The sequence below is a fragment of the Breoghania sp. genome (assembly GCF_030066895.1).
Lineage (GTDB): Bacteria > Pseudomonadota > Alphaproteobacteria > Rhizobiales > Stappiaceae > Breoghania.
Genome location: NZ_JASJAV010000003.1, coordinates 52819 through 70288, shown reverse-complemented (window position 1 = coordinate 70288; position 17470 = coordinate 52819). Strand labels below are relative to the sequence as shown.

20 protein-coding genes and 3 pseudogenes are annotated in these 17470 nt (G+C 62.6%); 17 read left to right on the top strand and 6 right to left on the bottom strand.

Going from position 1 to position 17470, the window contains the following annotated elements:
• Nucleotides 1–172 precede the first annotated feature (172 nt).
• The 12 genes and pseudogenes from QNJ43_RS05565 to QNJ43_RS05510 all read left to right on the top strand — a co-directional run bounded on the left by QNJ43_RS05565 (nt 173) and on the right by QNJ43_RS05510 (nt 10037).
• On the top strand, nt 173–1390 hold the full coding sequence (locus QNJ43_RS05565) for a penicillin-binding protein activator (RefSeq protein ID WP_300468119.1): 1218 nt from the start codon (nt 173–175) through the stop codon (nt 1388–1390).
• Nucleotides 1391–1470: 80 nt separating this feature from the next.
• Nucleotides 1471–2712: a bifunctional phosphopantothenoylcysteine decarboxylase/phosphopantothenate--cysteine ligase CoaBC gene (gene coaBC, locus QNJ43_RS05560; RefSeq protein ID WP_300468117.1), complete on the top strand. Its 1242-nt coding sequence runs from the start codon at nt 1471–1473 to the stop codon at nt 2710–2712.
• Nucleotides 2709–3164 carry a dUTP diphosphatase gene (gene dut / locus QNJ43_RS05555; RefSeq protein WP_300468115.1) on the top strand — a complete coding sequence of 152 codons (456 nt, stop codon included), beginning with the start codon at nt 2709–2711 and terminating at the stop codon, nt 3162–3164. The genes coaBC and dut overlap by 4 nt, the downstream gene beginning before the upstream one ends.
• A 157-nt stretch (nt 3165–3321) precedes the next feature.
• Nucleotides 3322–4266, top strand: coding sequence for a glutathione synthase (gshB, locus tag QNJ43_RS05550; protein WP_300468113.1), 945 nt, complete (start codon nt 3322–3324; stop codon nt 4264–4266).
• 428 nt (nt 4267–4694) lie between these two features.
• A pseudogene (locus tag QNJ43_RS05545) lies at nt 4695–6259 on the top strand (YifB family Mg chelatase-like AAA ATPase).
• 312 nt (nt 6260–6571) lie between these two features.
• A complete protein-coding gene (locus QNJ43_RS05540) occupies nt 6572–6922 on the top strand; it encodes a hypothetical protein (RefSeq protein WP_300468111.1) in 351 nt (116 codons plus the stop codon).
• 21 nt (nt 6923–6943) lie between these two features.
• Entirely contained in the window at nt 6944–7630 is a 687-nt protein-coding gene (locus QNJ43_RS05535; protein ID WP_300468109.1) for a histidine kinase dimerization/phospho-acceptor domain-containing protein, read from the top strand.
• Nucleotides 7624–8010 carry an ATP-binding protein gene (locus QNJ43_RS05530; RefSeq protein WP_300468108.1) on the top strand — a complete coding sequence of 129 codons (387 nt, stop codon included), beginning with the start codon at nt 7624–7626 and terminating at the stop codon, nt 8008–8010. Before QNJ43_RS05535 ends, QNJ43_RS05530 begins: the two co-directional genes overlap by 7 nt.
• Nucleotides 8010–8132 (top strand): hypothetical protein, encoded by a 123-nt coding sequence (locus QNJ43_RS05525; protein WP_300468106.1) that lies wholly within the window; start codon nt 8010–8012, stop codon nt 8130–8132. Before QNJ43_RS05530 ends, QNJ43_RS05525 begins: the two co-directional genes overlap by 1 nt.
• Nucleotides 8133–8141: 9 nt before the next feature.
• Nucleotides 8142–8411 (top strand): hypothetical protein, encoded by a 270-nt coding sequence (locus tag QNJ43_RS05520; protein WP_300468104.1) that lies wholly within the window; start codon nt 8142–8144, stop codon nt 8409–8411.
• Nucleotides 8384–8659, top strand: coding sequence for a response regulator (locus QNJ43_RS05515; protein WP_300468102.1), 276 nt, complete (start codon nt 8384–8386; stop codon nt 8657–8659). Before QNJ43_RS05520 ends, QNJ43_RS05515 begins: the two co-directional genes overlap by 28 nt.
• 457 nt (nt 8660–9116) lie before the next feature.
• Nucleotides 9117–10037, top strand: coding sequence for a GNAT family N-acyltransferase (locus tag QNJ43_RS05510; RefSeq protein WP_300468100.1), 921 nt, complete (start codon nt 9117–9119; stop codon nt 10035–10037).
• A 100-nt stretch (nt 10038–10137) separates the two neighbouring features.
• Here QNJ43_RS05510 and QNJ43_RS05505 read toward each other — a convergent pair.
• Nucleotides 10138–10430, bottom strand: a pseudogene (locus tag QNJ43_RS05505) (DUF1330 domain-containing protein).
• A 545-nt stretch (nt 10431–10975) separates the two neighbouring features.
• Here QNJ43_RS05505 and QNJ43_RS05500 point away from each other — a divergent pair.
• The 5 genes and pseudogenes from QNJ43_RS05500 to QNJ43_RS05480 all read left to right on the top strand — a co-directional run.
• Nucleotides 10976–11422 (top strand): annotated as a pseudogene (locus tag QNJ43_RS05500) (biosynthetic peptidoglycan transglycosylase); the annotation flags it as partial.
• Between the two features lie 64 nt (nt 11423–11486).
• Entirely contained in the window at nt 11487–12008 is a 522-nt protein-coding gene (locus QNJ43_RS05495) for a penicillin-binding transpeptidase domain-containing protein (protein ID WP_300468098.1), read from the top strand.
• A gap of 114 nt (nt 12009–12122) precedes the next feature.
• Nucleotides 12123–12320, top strand: a complete 198-nt coding sequence (locus QNJ43_RS05490) for a hypothetical protein (RefSeq protein WP_300468096.1) — start codon at nt 12123–12125, stop codon at nt 12318–12320.
• Nucleotides 12321–12715: 395 nt separating this feature from the next.
• Nucleotides 12716–13636: a cache domain-containing protein gene (locus QNJ43_RS05485; protein ID WP_300468094.1), complete on the top strand. Its 921-nt coding sequence runs from the start codon at nt 12716–12718 to the stop codon at nt 13634–13636.
• A gap of 12 nt (nt 13637–13648) precedes the next feature.
• The gene (locus tag QNJ43_RS05480; RefSeq protein WP_300468092.1) at nt 13649–13939 is read left to right on the top strand and encodes a methyl-accepting chemotaxis protein; all 291 of its coding nucleotides are present in this window, start codon (nt 13649–13651) and stop codon (nt 13937–13939) included.
• Here QNJ43_RS05480 and QNJ43_RS05475 read toward each other — a convergent pair.
• From QNJ43_RS05475 to hisA, 5 genes are all read right to left on the bottom strand, one after another.
• A complete protein-coding gene (locus tag QNJ43_RS05475; protein WP_300468090.1) occupies nt 13936–14148 on the bottom strand; it encodes a hypothetical protein in 213 nt (70 codons plus the stop codon). The two genes, QNJ43_RS05480 and QNJ43_RS05475, sit on opposite strands and share 4 nt — an antisense overlap.
• Nucleotides 14149–14314: 166 nt before the next feature.
• The gene (gene coaA / locus QNJ43_RS05470; protein WP_300468088.1) at nt 14315–15268 is read right to left on the bottom strand and encodes a type I pantothenate kinase; all 954 of its coding nucleotides are present in this window, start codon (nt 15266–15268) and stop codon (nt 14315–14317) included.
• 166 nt (nt 15269–15434) lie between these two features.
• Complete coding sequence (locus tag QNJ43_RS05465; protein WP_300468086.1) at nt 15435–15758, bottom strand: phosphoribosyl-ATP diphosphatase; 324 nt, start codon at nt 15756–15758, stop codon at nt 15435–15437.
• A gap of 167 nt (nt 15759–15925) precedes the next feature.
• The gene (gene hisF / locus QNJ43_RS05460; RefSeq protein WP_300468539.1) at nt 15926–16720 is read right to left on the bottom strand and encodes an imidazole glycerol phosphate synthase subunit HisF; all 795 of its coding nucleotides are present in this window, start codon (nt 16718–16720) and stop codon (nt 15926–15928) included.
• Entirely contained in the window at nt 16720–17457 is a 738-nt protein-coding gene (hisA, locus tag QNJ43_RS05455; protein WP_300468084.1) for a 1-(5-phosphoribosyl)-5-[(5-phosphoribosylamino)methylideneamino]imidazole-4-carboxamide isomerase, read from the bottom strand. The genes hisF and hisA overlap by 1 nt, the downstream gene beginning before the upstream one ends.
• Nucleotides 17458–17470: the final 13 nt, after the last annotated feature.

Genomic DNA, 17470 nt, shown 5'->3' with positions numbered 1-17470 from the left:
TAACCGGCTGTGAGCCGGCCCTGCAAACCGTGCAACCGATACGCCTCATAAGAGGTCGATGCCGAGCCGTGGCGATGGTGGTTTGTGCGAAGTTTTTGACAGGCTTACGCCAAATCGCCAAAATCCGGTATTCTTTCGTAAAGGCTTGGGATACTTCGGGGAAGGACAAGACGTGCGCAGTGTATTCGGGCAGATCAGAAGCCCAAGACCCATCGTGGCGGCGGTGATGGCGATAGCGCTCGGAGCGCTTGGCTCGTGCACCGGTTCAACGCCTGGTTTCTATCCGCAGTCCGGCCTGGGGCAGGGAACCGGTACGCCGACCGGCGAAGTCGTCGGAAACGGCGCGGTTCGTGTGGCGCTGCTGCTTCCGAAATCCGCCGGATCCAATGCGGGGCAGATCGCGACCGTGTTCCGCAATGCATCCGAACTGGCATTGAAGGACTTCCCCGGCGCCGACGTTCAGGTCCTGGTCAAGGATACGAGCGGCACGGCTGACGGCGGACGTGCGGCTGCGCAGGCTGCAATTTCCGAAGGCGCCGAACTCATTCTCGGCCCAGTCTTCGCGCCGGCCGTCAGCGGCGCGGCCGCTGCCGCGCGCACGTCGGGCGTGCCCGTCATCGCCTTCTCCTCTGATGCATCGACGCCCTCACCGGGTGTCTACCTGCTCTCCTTTCTGCCGCAGCAGGACGTGTCACGCATCATCTCCTATGCCAATTCTAAGGGGCGCTCCTCCTATGCGGCCCTTATCCCCGACAACAGCTACGGTGCGATCGCGGAAGGCGCGTTCCGCCAGGCCGTCGGACGGACCGGCGGACGGATCGTCGGGATCGAGCGCTACAATGTCGACCCCGCGCGCGGGGTCGATACGGCGGATCTGAAGGTGAAGGCGACGGACCTTGTCAGTTCCGCAAGCCGCGCCGATGCCATCTTCATTCCCGATGGCGGCGGCGTTCCCGCCTATGCGATTGGCGTGCTGATCGCACAGGGCATCAAGCGCGACGCGGTCAAGTTCCTCGGCTCCGGGCAGTGGGATGATCCCGAGGTGCTGTCCGATCGTCTGGTCGCGGGCGGCTGGTATCCGGCCCCCGACAAGGAAGGCTTCAAGGCCTTTGCGCCGCGCTATGCCGCCGCTTACGGATCGCCGCCGCCGCGTAACGCCACGCTCGCCTATGACGCGACCGTGCTCGCCGCCGGTCTGGTGCGCAGCGCCGGTCAGCGTCGCTTCTCCGCCGGCGTGTTGACCAATCGCGACGGCTTCCTCGGCATTGACGGCGTCTTCCGCTTCAACCGCGACGGCACCAACGAGCGCGGTCTGGCGGTTTACGAGGCGGCTGGCTCCGGCTTGAACGTCATCTCGCCCGCGCCGAAGACCTTCCAGGCGGTCAACTGATATCCGCATTGCACTGTCCCTGTCCCGCCTCCCCGGCGGGACAGGCATTCGGCGGGATGTCCCGTCGCAGAGGCTACTTCATGCTGCATGACAAACGCATTCTGTTGATCGTCTCGGGCGGGATCGCCGTTTACAAGGCGCTGGATCTCGTTCGCCGTCTTCGCGAACGCGGGGCAAGCGTACGGGCCGTGATGACCCCGGCGGCGCAACGGTTCGTCACCCCGCTCGCGTTCGGTGCGATTACCGGCAATCAGGTTTTCATCGAGCTTTTCGACCGCGCGGCCGAACATGACGTCGGCCATATCCGATTGCTGCGCGAGGCCGATCTCGTGCTTGTCGCCCCTGCGACCGCCGATCTGATGGCCAAGATGGTGCACGGGCTGGCGGACGATCTGGCAACCGCGACGCTCCTTGCCTCCAAGACGCCGATTCTCATCGCGCCTGCAATGAATTCAGTGATGTGGGCCAATCCGGCAACGCAGCGCAACGTGGCGCAGCTTCGTGCCGACGGGATCGCGTTCATCGGTCCGATGAGCGGGGAAATGGCGGAATCCGGAGAAGCCGGTGTCGGGCGCATGGCCGAACCGTTGGATATCGCCGCCGCGGTCCAGGCGCATTTCGAGACATCGCCCGCACCGGGTGTAGCGCGCCCTTTGGCTGGGCGCCGCGTGGTCGTCACCTCCGGCCCGACCCATGAGCCGATCGATCCGGTGCGCTACATCGCCAACCGGTCCTCCGGCAAGCAGGGGCATGCGATTGCCGCTGCGGCTGCCGCCGCAGGTGCGGAGGTCGTGCTCGTTTCGGGTCCTGTCACCGTGCCTGATCCCGCCGGGGTCGAGGTCGTGCACGTGGAAACCGCGCGCGAAATGCAGGCGGCTGTGGATGCCGCCCTTCCCGCCGACATCGCCGTTCTGGCTGCTGCGGTCGCCGACTGGCGAGCCAAGGGGACGGCGGCGCAGAAGATCAAGAAGGACGGGTCCGGACGTCCGCCGATGCTCGAATTTGCGGAGAATCCCGACATTCTCGCCGGGATCGGTCACCGCACGAAAGATCGCCCCGCCCTTGTCGTGGGCTTTGCCGCGGAAACGGCTGATCTCCTGGCCAACGCCCAAGCCAAGCTTGCCCACAAGGGCGCGGACTGGATCGTCGCCAACGATGTCAGTCTGCCGTCAACGGGCGAAGGTATCATGGGCGGCAATACCAACGAGATCAGACTCGTCTTCCATGACGGCGTCGAAGAATGGCCCCGGCTCGACAAGCGGCAGGTGGCAGAGCGGCTCGTCGCGCGGATTGCGGCCTATTTTGAACCGGAGGATGAATGAGCGTTCCCGTTAAATTGCGCCTTCTGGCGCACGGTGTCGGCCTACCCCTGCCGGAATATCAGAGCGAAGAAGCAGCTGGGGTCGATCTCATGGCCGCATTGGAGGAGGGAGAGCCGGTGCGCCTCGCCCCCGGTGAGCGCGCCCTGGTCTCCACCGGGATCGCCATCGCCCTTCCGCCGGGCTTTGAGGCCCAGGTTCGCCCGCGCTCCGGTCTGGCGATCAAGAACGGGGTTACCGTCCTCAATACGCCGGGCACGATCGACGCGGATTACCGCGGTGAAATTAAGGTAATCCTGATCAATCTGGGTCAGGAGCCCTTCGAGGTCACCCGCGGCGCGCGGATCGCCCAGCTCGTCGTCGCGCCGGTTTCGCGCGCCGAGATCATTCCCGTCGACGATCTCGGTGCAACGGTTCGCGGTGGGCGTGGTTTCGGCTCCACCGGCACGCATTAGCGGCTCAGGTGCAGTGCGGCGTGGACAAATCCGCGCCGCCACCACATATGAATGACGAAACCCACCCCCGTCGGCCTCACAAGACGGCCGACTTGTTCCTGATAACCATTGCCGCTGTCCCAAGCGGGCGACCTGAATTTCATCGGAGCCAAAGCTTATGCCGCTTCGCGTCGCCGTCCAGATGGACCACATTTCCACGATCAACATGGCCGGAGACAGCGCCTTCGCCTTGATGCTGGAAGCTCAAAAGCGCAGTCACACGCTGTATCACTACACGCCCGACAGTCTGGCGATGACCGGCAACACCGTCACCGCGCGGCTCGAGCCGGTCGAGGTGCGTGACGATCTTGCCGATTACTACACGCTTGGCGAGGGCGTGCGCACGGACATGAGCGAGATCGACGTCATCCTGATGCGTCAGGATCCGCCCTTTGATCTCTCCTACATCGCCGCCACGCACATGCTGGAGAAGATCCACCCGAACACGTTGGTGGTGAACGATCCGACATCGGTGCGCAACGCGCCTGAAAAGCTCTTCGTCACCGAATTCGCCGATCTGATGCCGCCCACGCTGATCACGCGCGACAAGAGCGAAATCGACACCTTCCGCGCCGAGCACGACGAGATCGTCATGAAGCCACTTTTCGGCCATGGCGGCGCGGCGGTCTTCCGCATCACGAAGGACGATCTCAACTACGGCTCGCTCTACGATTTCTTTGCCGTCACCTTCCACGAGTCCTGGGTGATCCAGAAGTTCCTGCCCAACATCAAGCACGGTGACAAGCGGATCCTACTGGTTGACGGCGAGTTCGCGGGCGCGGTCAACCGTTTTCCGGCGGAAGGCGATCTGCGCTCCAACATGGTGCGCGGTGGCGCTCCGCGTGAATCCGATCTGACCGATCGCGAGCGGGAAATCTGCGCCCGCCTCGGAGCACGGCTGCGCGAGCGCGGCTTGCTGCTCGTGGGCATTGACGTCATCGACGGCTGGCTGACGGAAATCAACGTCACCGCGCCGACGGGTATCCGCGCGGTTGCCAAGCTCGGCGGGCCCGATATCGCAGCTCGCGTCTGGGATGTGATCGAGGCCAAGCGGGCCGGTTGAGCCGGGGAGGTTACCTGCACACGGGTTGGGCCTGCGCAAATTGCGGGCAACGTCAAACGGGGTATTGAAAGCGAATAATTTTTCGCTAGATGCGAAAAAAAACTCGCAAATGAGACATGCGCCTTCCTGTATAAGACGCAGCCCGAACGCGGCGGCTGAACTTGGCGTAGGAAGGAAACCCGATGGTTCGCCTGACCCTGCCCTTTCTTCTCGTGCCGCTGATTGCCGGCGGCGCCGCAACCGCAATTATTCTCGCAGTTGCCTGAGGGCAAATTCCTAAATCGAAGAGGCCGGCACTTGCCGGCCTTTTTCGTTGTTTTAGGATCTTGGGTTTCGGGTCCTCTTTGTTCTCATTACGTTCTTGAAACGCCTGAAAACACACCGTAGGGTAAATTCCGGGTGGAGACGGCCGAAAGGTTGAGGGCAGCATGGTCAGTCGCGTCACGACAGTGGCCTTCCAGGGGATCGAGGCGGTTCCTGTCGATGTTCAGGTTCAGGTCGGGCCAGGATCTGTCGTCTTCAACATTGTTGGTCTGGCCGACAAGGCGGTGGGCGAGAGCAGGGAGCGCGTCAGAAGTGCCCTGCTTGCATCGGGAATGTCGCTTCCCGCCAAGCGGATAACGGTCAATCTCGCGCCTGCGGACCTGCCCAAGGAAGGCTCGCATTACGATCTGCCGATCGCGCTCGGTCTGATGGCTGCCATGGGCGCCATTCCGGCGGAAAAGCTGATGGGGCTATGTGGTGGTCGGCGAACTGGCGCTCGACGGCACGATCGCACCCGTCGCCGGCGTGTTGCCCGCGGCCATGGGGGCCAATGCGATGGAACGCGGGCTCATCTGTCCCGCCGACGGCGGCTCGGAAGCCGCCTGGGCAAGTTCCGACATGGATATTCTGGCGCCTCGCAGCCTCATTCAGCTCGCCAGTCATTTCAAGGGAACGCAGCTCCTCGCCCGGCCGCGTGCCGGATTGAAGCCGTTTGCCGAAGACCTGCCCGGCATGTCGGAGGTGCGCGGTCAGGAAAGCGCGCGCCGCGCCTTGGAAGTGGCGGCGGTCGGAGGACACAACCTGCTGATGGTCGGGCCACCCGGTGCGGGCAAATCGATGCTGGCCGCTTGCCTTCCCTCCATCCTGCCGCCGTTGACGCCGAAAGAGCTTCTGGAGGTCTCCATGATCGCCTCGCTCGCCGGTGAACTGGCCGATGGGCGTCTGTCAGATCGCCGCCCCTTCCGCGCGCCGCATCATTCCGCCTCGATTCCCGCTCTGGTCGGCGGCGGCATCAAGGCGCGTCCGGGCGAAGCCTCGCTTGCCCATAATGGCGTTCTCTTTCTCGATGCGCTGCCCGAATTCAATCCGCAGGTTCTCGACAGTCTGCGCCAGCCGCTGGAAAACGGCGAAACGGTCATCGCGCGCGCCAATCACGGGTCACTACCCTGCGCGTATACAGCTTGTTGCCGCCATGAATCCGTGTCGGTGCGGCCATGCGGGCGAACCGGGCCATGTATGCGCGCGTGGGCCGCAATGTGCCGCCGACTATCAAGCTCGCATCTCCGATCCCTTCCTCGATCGGATTGATCTGACCATCCAGGTCCCCGCTGTAACCGCCCATGATCTGATCCGTCCCGGCGTCTCGGGAAGCTCCGCGTCAATTGCCGAGCGTGTCGCAATCGCGCGCAGGCTTCAGGCGGAACGGTATGCCGCGCTCGATGTTGCGGCCCGCTGCAATGCCCAGGCGGGCGCACGATTGATCGAACAGGTTGCCCGGCCGGATGATGCCGGGGTGACGTTGTTGAGCGAAGCCGCCGATGCGTTGGCATTGTCGGCGCGCGGCTATCACCGGGTCCTCAAGCTCGCCCGCACCCTCGCGGATCTCGACGGATGTGCTGAGGTTGGCCGCTCCCATATCGCCGAAGCCCTCGCCTATCGCGGTTCCGGCGCACAACGACCTCGGCTGCCTGACCTTAGCCGCACACGCACGCGACAGCTCAATCCCTGAAAACCGGACAATCCGTCGGATCGGAAGGATCTGTCGCGGATCATCGCAAGGCTTTGGCAATGCCTTTGCGCCACATTGTCTGCAACGGGAGACGGTTGCCGCGCGATTTCCGCGAATTTCGCGCGTTCGGGCAAGCGTTCCTGACGGGGTAGACAGGGACTGAAACCGCCCATGCGGTAAGGGGTAGAAAACACCGGTGACGGTTTTGAGGACGCGCAATCCGCATCGTCTTCCGCCCACTCGCGTTCGCAATCGACTTCTGTCCCACCTTCCCACACTGAAAACACCGCCTGGTACGAGCCGCATACCAATGTGCGCCATCACATCACGCCCTGGTTTCTTTCGGCCGCATCCGCGCTTGTTCTCGCCGCTATTGCCTTTGGCGTCTTCCTCCTCGACCGTCCGTCCCCGGCGCCTCTCGCCGGTCTCGCCATTGCTTTCCTGGCCGGTGCCGGTGCTGTTGCGATCCTGCGGGCCGTCGATATCGGCGGGCACAAGTCCGCTCACGAGGCGGAAACGGCTGAGTTGCGCCGCCAGGCGGAAGCGCTCGACGATCTCGTCTGGGAATTGCGCGAATTCGACGATTGCCATATCTCCGTCATCAACGCGCTCGGAGATGTCATCTTCAGGCGGGATGCGCGGGCGCATCGTCTATGCCAATGAGACGTTTGTGCGCTCCTTCAATTGCGATCCGGCCCGGCTCGGCTCGGCGATGAACCTTTCCGTCTGCCGCGGGCGCAATCCTCAGGCGTCGGGGACGACGTTCTGCCCGGCACCGGCGATCTCGCGCTGGAAACGGCGGCCGGTCCGCGTTGGTTTGCCCGTCTCGATGTGCCTGTACGCGACGGCGGTCTCGGTCCGGTGGTGCAGACGATTCTGCGCGATGTCACCCCCTGGCGCCGGGCGGAAGAGGCGCTTGTCGAGGCCCGCGATCTGGCCCAGTCGGCCAATCAGGCCAAGTCGCGCTTTCTGGCGACCGTCAGCCATAAAATCCGCACGCCCTTGAACGGCATCCTCGGCATGGGCACGCTTTTGCGAGACACCAGTCTGACCGCGGAACAGGCGAGCTACGTCGACGCGATCGCCTCCTCCGGCGAGGCGCTGCTTGGGCTGATCGATGAGGTGCTGGATTTCTCGCGGATCGAAGCGGGTAAGATGGTCCTGCAGCCGACACCGACCCGTCTGGAGCTTCTGGCGGAACGGGTGGTCGAGCTTCTCGCCCCGCGCGCTCAGGTCAAGGGCCTCGATATCGCGTGCTACGTCGCCCCGGATGTGCCGGAGGACGTCCTCCTTGATGCTGCGCGCCTGTGCCAGTCCTCATCAATTTGGCCGGAAACGGCATCAAGTTCACAGACCGTGGCGGCGTGCTGATCGAGATCCTCCGTGCGCCGTCCCACGGCACGGGTGAAATCCCCGCCAAGAACGGAACCCTGCGCCTGACCGCCCGCGTTCACGATACCGGTATCGATCTGACCACCGAGGCGGCCGGGCGGCTTTTCACCGAATTCGAACAGGTCGATCTCGGTCCGGCCCGGCGCTACGGCGGCACCGGCCTCGGCCTTGCGATTTCGCAGCGCATCGTCGAGGCGATGAACGGACGTATCTCCATCGATAGCGAGCCCGGACAGGGCGCGACCTTCTCCTTCGATTTCGACGTTGCCGCCGGCAAGGACACCGCCCTACCGAACCGGGCGGATTTCGCCGACCGTCGCATTGGCCTGCTCTATTCGGAAGGGATGGCGGTACCCTGATGGAGCGCCGGTTGCGCGATCTTGGCTTCACGGTGGATCAGGTTGACGAACAGGCCGACGTCAAAGCCGCCTCGGATGTGTTGCTGGTCGACCATGCCTCGCTTCGCGATCCGGCCCACTAGCTTGAAGGCGTGCGGGGCAAGGAATTAACGGCGCCCGTCATCGTTCTGGTCATTCCGGCCGAACGCGGCCAGTTGCCTGCGCTACGCGCTGCCGGGTTCGATACCTATCTGGTCAAGCCCGTGCGCAGCGTGTCGCTGATCAAGGTCGTGGCCGCGCTGATTGCAGGCGAACCTGTGGGCGACGGGGAAGCCTCATGGCGCGACGAGTCCGGCGCTTCGCCGCTCTCGCGTCCCGGTCGTTTCGCATTCTCGTGGCCGAAGACAATGACATCAATCTGATGCTCACCACCGCGCTTTTGAAACGGCATGGCCACGATCCGGTCGTTGCGCGCAACGGCGAAACCGCGCTGGCCTCCGTCACGCGCAGTCACACGGGCAAAGATCCCCCGTTCTCCGCAATCTTCATGGATCTGCACATGCCGGGTGCGGACGGCCTGGAGGCCATCCGTCGTATCCGGGAAGCTGAGCGGGCGCACGGTCTGGAGACTGTCCCCATCTATGCGCTGACGGCGGGATATCACGCCTGAATCGCGGGCGGAAGCGGAGCGCTCCGGCGCTGACGACTTCCTGACAAAGCCGCTCGACCCCGACGGTCCTGTCGGGCCTTATGAAGCGTGCAGGCCTGGCATAAGCGGCTCCCCGGTTTCTTGCTCCTCTACACCGGGAAACGTGACTAGGGGCCGGACAGCCGTTACATTGCCGGCTAACCATAGCAACCCGCCGCGAATGTCATCTCTGCCTCAACAGCGGGACCGGGTGTCATTGAACTGTTGGAAATCTGAGGTTTATGAACGCTTAAGCTGGGTCGGTTTTCGCTACGTAAGACCTCCCGCTCAAGCGTTTGATGAGGGAGCCGGGTCTGAACCGGCCATAGATGGGTAAGCGCCAAGCCGCGCCTGAACAACGGGCATCAATGCGGGGCAAAGGCCGGATTTCATGAGACAGCAAGGCAAATTGTCGCCTACCAGACTGGTGCGCAAATTCATGCCGATTCATCGTGACAGCACGGGGGTCGGAGGCTGGCTGCCGGTTCACGGATTCGCATTGCCGCGCGGCGGAGTGGATACCCGGCGGAGCAACGACGCGCCGGTTTCGCTCGGTCGCATCGGTCCGCTGGAAGTGCGCATTGCCCGCAAGGCGTTTGAAATCAAGAAGGCGCAGGAACTGCGCTACCACGTCTTCTATGAGGAGATGTCCGCGATCGCCGACGGCCATATGCTTTCTACTGGGCGTGATGCGGATGCCTTCGACGATATCTGCGATCACCTTCTCGTGTTGGATCATGATGTGCCCGAACGTGCCAAGCCGTTCGGCCGCCGCAAGCCGAAGATCGTCGCCACCTATCGGTTGTTGCGCCAGTCCGCGGCGGAAGGGTGCGGCGGGTTCTATACCGCCGGTGAATACGACATCCAGACCCTGATCGATGCCAAGCCCGACCTGAAATTCCTCGAGCTCGGCCGCTCCTGCGTTCTCAAGCCCTACCGCAACAAGCGCACGGTGGAGCTTCTGTGGCACGGCATCTGGGCCTACGTGCTGATGCACGGCATCGATGCCATGATCGGCTGCGCCTCCTTCGAGAATACCGACCCGGACTGCCTAGCCCTGCCGCTCTCCTTCCTGCACCATTTCAACCGCGCACCGGAGGAATGGCGCGTGCGGGCGCTCGATGAGCGTTATGTGGAGATGAACCGCATGCCGGCGGAAGCGGTGGATCTGCGCGCCGCGATGCGGGAAATGCCGCCGCTCATCAAAGGGTATCTGCGGCTCGGTGCACATATCGGCGACGGCGCCGTGGTCGATCACCAGTTCGGCACGACCGATGTGCTGATCATCGCCCCGGTCGCGTCGTTGAGCGCGCGCTACGTGAATTACTACGGCAGCGGTGCGGAACGGTTCGCCAGCTAAGGCGCCATTTGATCGGGCGGAACCGGCGGAACGGTTCGACGCAGACATGCGAGGGCCGTCCCTGGGGACGGCCGCCCATTTGGTTGCGGGCAAGCGAACCCTACCCGTCACATCCCTTGATGATCAGAAGATCGCCGGTCGAAACGGCCGTGCGGATGGCTTTCGCGGCCTGATATTCCGGCGAGTTGTAACAGGCCAGCGCCTCCTCGTAGCTGTCGAACTCGATCACGACGTTGCGGTTGCGGTTGGTTCCCTCCAATGCGGAGTATTCTCCTCCGCGAACCAGGAATCGCGCCTTGTGGCGTTCAAAGACCGGCTTGGCGGTGGCGTATAATCCTTGTAGATCTCCGGATCCTCCACATCGACCCGCGCAATCCAATAGGCCTTTGTCATTCACGTCTCCCTCATACTGAAAATTGTCGATGCAGTGTTTGCGAGAGCCGGGCGCGGTTCAAGCGGAAACTGGTTCGCGCGTTACAAGCTACCTGGGATCGATCTCGGTTGGTGAAACTCCGTCAAGCTTAACCGCCCCTTAAAACGCTGCATTCTAGCGTTAGGCGTAATGCGCGACGGATGCGTACCGGCGCAATTCCACCCAACTGATATGCGAGGCGAGAGGCGGCCAATGGCCAGCAGGCGCGGTAGATGCGGCGAACGCATCGAACCGAGAATGGGCAGCGCTCGCGCTGAATCCGGCCCGCGGATCGACCCGTCCGATCGTCCAGCCGCGTCCAAGGGGACGAAGAAGGCTGCCGGAGCCAAGAAGCGACCGCCAAAGTCTGCACACAAGGCGCCCGCCCCCGCACGGACGGACACGGCGTCCGCAGCGCCCCGCCGTGCGCGTCCGGCATCGGGTGGGAAGCGCCGCAAGGCGCGCCGCAAGACCGGTGGCGGCGGTGGTCGCTTCACCCACTTTTCGCCGCGCGCTCTATTGGGGAATGGTTGCCTGCGTCTGGGGCACGATCGTCGTTGCGGGAACGCTCGCCTATTTTGCCGCCCAGTTGACCCAGAGCTATGACTGTAAGGTTCCGGCCCGTCCGCCGAACATCAAGATCGTTTCCGCCGAGGGGCGGCTGATCGCCAATCGCGGCGAGACCGGCGGAGAAGCGCTTCATATCGATGAGCTTCCCAAATATCTGCCGAACGCGGTCATCGCCATCGAGGACCGTCGGTTCAGAAGTCATTTCGGCATAGATTTCATAGATCTGTTGCGGGCCATGGTCACCAATCTTGTGCGCGGCGGAGTGGTCCAGGGCGGCTCGACCCTGACCCAGCAGCTCGCCAAGAACCTGTTCCTGACCCATGAGCGCACCATCAGCCGCAAGATGCAGGAGGTGGTGCTCGCCCTGTGGCTGGAGACCCGCTACTCCAAGGATCAGGTCCTGGAGCTGTATCTCAACCGGGTCTATTTTGGCGCCGGCGCCTATGGCGTCGATGCGGCCGCAGGGATTGACGCTGGATACGATCCGGGTCGACGGGCCGATTTCCATCAATGGCTGGAAGCCGAAGAACTATTCCAAGCGCTATCGCGGACCGGTGACATTGCAAACGGCCCTGGCCCATTCGCTCAGCACGGTTGCCGCCCGCCTTGGACAGGAAGTCGGACCGAAGAATGTCGCCGCCACCGCCCGGCGGCTCGGCATCACCTCGCCGTTGAAGGTCAATCCTTCCATCGCGCTCGGCACCTCGGAGGTGACGCCGCTGGAAATTGCCGCCGCCTATGTGCCCTTCTCCAATGGCGGTTGGGGTGTCGTCCCCCATGTCATTCGCGAGGTGAAGACGGAAAGCGGCAAGGTGCTCTATCACCGCGTGGTCGATGGTCCCGGTCAGGTGATTGCGCCCGACAAGCTGCGCGAAATGGATTCCATGCTCGGAGAGACCCTGTTTTCCGGCACGGGAAAGCGCGCGCGTCTGGGTGATAGACCGGCAGGCGGAAAGACGGGCACTAGTCAGGATTTTCATGACGCCTAGTTCATTGGTTTCACGGCGAATTACACGGCCGCCGTCTGGCTTAGAAACGATGACGGATCGCCGACCAAGTCGGCAACCGGCGGCTCGCTTCCGGCAACGATCTGGCACGATTTCATGGCAAAGGCTCACGAGCATATGCCGATGGTGCCCCTTTCCGGTATTCCCGTGGGAGGTCCGCTGGTTGTGCAGACGCCACCCGTACCGGCTCCGCCACGCAACGTCGCCATTGGCGGAGGGACCGTCGAGCACGGCAATCGGGTCCTCCCTTCTGCGGGTGGCGACGGCTTCTTTCACAAGCTTTTCGGCGGCTGATCCCAACCCGTCCTAAGCCTTCCGGAAACGGTGGTATCGAAGCCTCCTGCACGCCTTGCGGGAAGTTCGTCCGGCGCCATTTGCTCTGCCTGACATTTGTAAGGCAATGTTTCTGTCGAGGGCAGAATTTACTCGTCCTTCCTCATCTTCAGGCAAGCAAGTAATTTCGGATATTGGGTGAAAAACCTTGGGTTGGTCTATGATCCGAGCGAGATATGACCAGGTAAAGATGATCGAAATTGACGTTTCGATAATTTTAACATTTTGAATTATATAGATAATTTTAAGGAATATTAAGAGGTGGAGAGAAAAATTGAGAAACTCTCACAGTACTTAGGCAACATCCAATGTCTCTCAACAAACTCGGAATTGGCACAAAGGTCTGGTTACCGGTCTTGGCCCTGGCCATTATCAGCGTCATTCTGTCGTCACTCTATCTGAATACGCTTTACCAGGAGCGGTCGGAGATGACGAAGACGATCGTTCAGCTCGCGAACTCGGTAGCCGACTACTACTACAAGAAAGAGCAGTCGGGCGAGCTGACCCACGAGCAGGCGACCAGTCAGGCACGTGATCTTATCCGCGCCCTCCGTTTTGACGGATCGAACTACGTCTTCGGTCTCGACAAGAACGGACGCCGCGTTGTCATGCCGCCAAAGCTCGCCGACGAGGGCAAGATGGTGATGAACATCAAGGATAAGGCGGACAACTTCTTTATACGCGATCTGTTCACGGCCGCGGACAAGGGCGGCGGATCGGCTGTCTATTACTGGAACCGCACCGGCAAGATCGAAGTGTCGCTGAAGACCTCCTGGGGTGAGCGGTTCGAGCCCTGGGGCTGGGTTCTCGCCACTGGTGTGTTTGTTGACGACATCGAGTCGACCTTTTGGAACAACGCGACGATCGTCATCGGCTTCGGTCTCGTCGGCTTCCTGATCGCCTTTGCTGCCATTCGCAATGTGACGGGCCCGCTCAAGAAGCTGATCGGAAACATGCGCGCACTGGCCGACGGCAACACCGAGATCGAGATCGAAGGGGCAGACCGCCGCGACGAAATCGGCGCCATGGCCGACTTCGTAGAGAACGAGCGCGAGCGCCGCTCCCTGGAAGCGACGCAGAAGGAGCGGCTCGAAAAGAACCGCGAGCGGGCCAAAGAAATCCGCGCCGTCTCGAAGGATTTCGAGGGGCAGATGGGCTCCCTCCTGGAAACGATCGCCGTTTCCGTCACCAATCTGCAGAATGCATCGACCAACCTGAACGCCGGGGCCGAGCAGACCACCAGCCAGAGCAAGGCCGTGGCCGGAGCGGCTGCGTAAGCCTCCTCCAACGTGGAGACGGTTGCCTCCGCCGCCGAGGAACTCGCCGCCTCCGTTGCGGAGATCGGCCGTCAGGTGTCCTCGTCCAGCGAAATCGCGTCCCAGGCCGACACAACCAACGTTTGCATCAAGGGGCTGTCGGATGCGGCGACCCGCATCGGTGAAATCGCTAGCCTTATCCAGGCGATTGCCGAGCAGACAAACCTGCTGGCGCTCAACGCTACGATCGAGGCCGCGCGCGCCGGTGAGGCGGGCCGAGGATTTGCGGTCGCCGCCGCGGAGGTTAAGGAACTCGCAAACTAGACCTCGAAAGCGACGGAAGACACCTCCTCGCAGATCTCCTCCAGCATCGCCACCGCGGTCGAGCAGCAGGGTGCGGCGGCGACGGAAATCGCCCGCAACGTGCAGGAAGCCTCGCGTGGTACGCAGGATGTGTCCGAAAACATCGAAGGTGTTTCCGGCGCGGCGCAGATCACCAACGAAGCCGCCACGATGGTTGCCGATGCCTCCACGGCACTCGAGAGGGAAATGAATGTCCTGCGTGGGGGCAGGTCGGACAGTTCCTCGAGGCCATCAAGACGTCGGAAGCCGCCTGATCCGGGCAGACTTTCCAGATCAAAGGCCCGCCGGGGATACTCGGCGGGCCTTTTTGCATTCTTGGAGATGAATAAGGCTGGCTCAAATCTTGCGCAATGCCACGCGCTCGATGGAGTGATCGGGAGCCTTGGTGAGGATCAGGTCTGCGCGCGGGCGCGTCGGCAGGATGTTCTCGGTGAGGTTTTCCAGGTTGATGCTGGTCCAAAGATCGTTGGCGATCTCCAGCGCTTCCGCATCCGTCACCTTGGAATATTTGTGGAAGTAGGATCCCACGTCGCGGAAGGCCGTTTCGCGAAGGCGCATGAAACGCTGCACGTACCAGTCGTGCAAGACCGGGATCTCCGCATCGATATAGACTGAAAAATCGAAAAAGTCGGAGACGCAGGGCACGGCCTTGCCATCTTGCGGCAGCTTGGAGGTCTGCAGGACGTTCAGCCCCTCCACGATCAGGATATCAGGCCGATCGATGAAGACCGACTGGCCCGGCATCACGTCGTAATAGAAGTGAGAATAGACGGGCGCGCGCACGTTGCGCCGCCCGGCCTTGATGTCGGATAGAAAATGCAGCAATTCCGGCAGGTCGTAGCTTTCCGGAAATCCCTTGCGTCGCATCAGTCCTCCCGATTCCAGCACCGAATTGGGATAGAGGAAACCGTCGGTCGTGATCAGGTCGACCTTCGGGCTCGCGGGCCATCGCGCCAGAAGCGCCTGCATCAGGCGCGCCGTCGTGGACTTTCCCACCGCGACCGAACCCGCCACGCCGATAATGTAGGGAACTCTTTTGTTGGTGGTACCGAGGAAGCGTTTGGTGGCCAGATGCACGCCCTGCATCGCTTCGACATAGAAGGACAGAAGGCGTGAAAGAGGTAGGTAGATGCTCTCAACCTGCGCCAGCGAAACGGGGTCGTTGAGGCTTTGAAGTCGTCGGATCTCTTCCGCCGTCAGCGTCATCGGCGTATCGGCGCGAAGCCTCGCCCATTCGGTTTCCAGAAAAAACATGTAGGGCGAGAGTTCCGACGGTACCACTTCATCCATGCGTTCACCGTGCAAGGTTTTGCGCGCTCCAACCAGATCCTGCAGCTCGTGTCCACCCGCCTTGACGGCGATTTCCTCCCGATGAACAGGCGACCGGGGGACGGTCGCAACCGCGATGTGGGCGCATGAAGCGCCGAGTTTTGCTGTCGGGGGTCACCTAATCAGGTCACTCTGGCGGCCGGGACGCCTTTTCTTGCAGGTCCGTCTGGCTGGTCCGCCCGGCCAGTTCCGCCATGACGTCATCGAGCGGCACGCCCGAGGCTTCCAGCACCACGCACAGGTGATAGAGGAGATCCGCCGCTTCCGCCGTAACCCCGGCCTTGTTGCGTTCGACCGCCGCGATCGCCGTCTCGACGGCTTCTTCGCCGAGTTTCTGGGCGCATTTGGCGATGCCCTTGCCAACGAGCTTGGCCGTATAGGATCCGGGATCGCCGGACCGGGCGCGTTTGGCGACGATCTCGGCGAGATCGCTGAGCGTGAAAGCGGACATGGCGGGCCTTCGTCAGGGGGGGCAGCAGGGAACTTCGAGCATATTCCTTGAAGCCGTCTGCTGTCGAGCGACCCGGTTCGGCCCGCCGTTCAGCGACTTCAGGCGATGTGCCCTGCACGCGTTCGGAACTCCCCCCGTAGAAACCCGGAGCGCGTGCGCCGCATCATTTAGGACAAATTCGCGTCGCCGTCGAAGAGCATTGGGATCCCGGCAGCTGCCATGTGCCGTTTCGCCTCGCCGATCGTGTAGGTGCCGAAATGGAAAATGGAAGCGGCGAGCACTGCTGTGGCATGCCCGTCGCGCATGCCCTCGACAAGGTGGTCGAGCGTGCCGACGCCGCCCGAGGCGATCACCGGCACGTGCACGGAATCGGCGATGGTGCGCGTCAGTTCTATGTCGAAACCGGCCTTGGTGCCATCGCGATCCATGGAGGTGAGCAGGATTTCGCCCGCCCCCAGCTCCACGACTTCCTGCGCGTATTCCAGGGCGTCGATGCCGGTCGCGTTGCGTCCGCCGTGGGTGAAGATCTCCCAGCGGCCCGGTTCGCCCTCATGGCTGACGCGCTTGGCGTCGATCGCCACGACGATGCACTGGCTGCCGAATTTCTCCGCCGCCCGGCGCACGAACTGCCGGTCCTTAACCGCCGCCGTCATGATCGATACCTTGTCCGCGCCCGCCTTCAGCAATGCGCGGATGTCTTCTACGGTACGCACCCCGCCGCCGACGGTGACCGGCATGAAGCATTGTTCGGCGGTGCGTTGCACCACGTCGAGCAAAATGCCGCGATCCTCATGGCTTGCGGTGATGTCGAGGAAGCACAATTCGTCGGCCCCGGCCGCGTCATAGGCCTTGGCCGTTTCCACCAGATCCCCGGCATCGATGAGATCGACGAAGTTAACGCCCTTGACGACACGGCCGTCCTTGACGTCGAGACACGGAATTACGCGGGCCTTGAGCATGATCAGTCTCCTCGTGCCGCCTTGATGAGGGCCAGCGCCTCCGCCGGATCGAGCCGCCCGTCATAGAGCGCTCGGCCGGAAATCGCGCCCTCCAGAATGGCGCAGTCGGGTTCCAGCAGTCGCTTCACGTCGTCGATGGAGGCAAGACCACCCGATGCGATGACCGGAATGGAGATGGCGCTTGCAAGCTCCAGCGTGAAAGGAATGTTGAGCCCCTTCAACACGCCGTCGCGGTCGATATCGGTGTAGATGATCGCCGAAACGCCCGCATCCTCGAAACGTTTGGCGAGATCGACGGTGGTGAGTTCGGATGTCTCCGCCCAGCCTTCCACCGCCACCTTGCCGCCCTTGGCGTCGATGCCGACGGCGATGCGGCCGGGATGAGTCTTGCAGGCGGCCTTGACGAGATCGGGATCGCGCACCGCCACCGTACCGAGGGTCACCCGGCGCACGCCCTTGTCGAGCCACGCCTCGATCTGCGCCATGTTGCGGATGCCGCCGCCCAGTTCCACCGGGTTCGAGGTGGCCGCCAGAATGGCGTCGACCGCCGCACCATTGTGGCTTTTACCGTCGAATGCGCCGTCGAGATCGACCACGTGCAACCATTCGAAGCCCTGGTCCTGAAAGGCGCGGGCCTGGGCGCCAGGGTCGTCGTTGAAGACGGTGGCCTGTTCCAGGTCGCCGAGTTTCAGGCGCACGCACTGGCCGTCCTTCAGATCAATGGCGGGAAAGAGGATCATGGTTTTGTCCGTG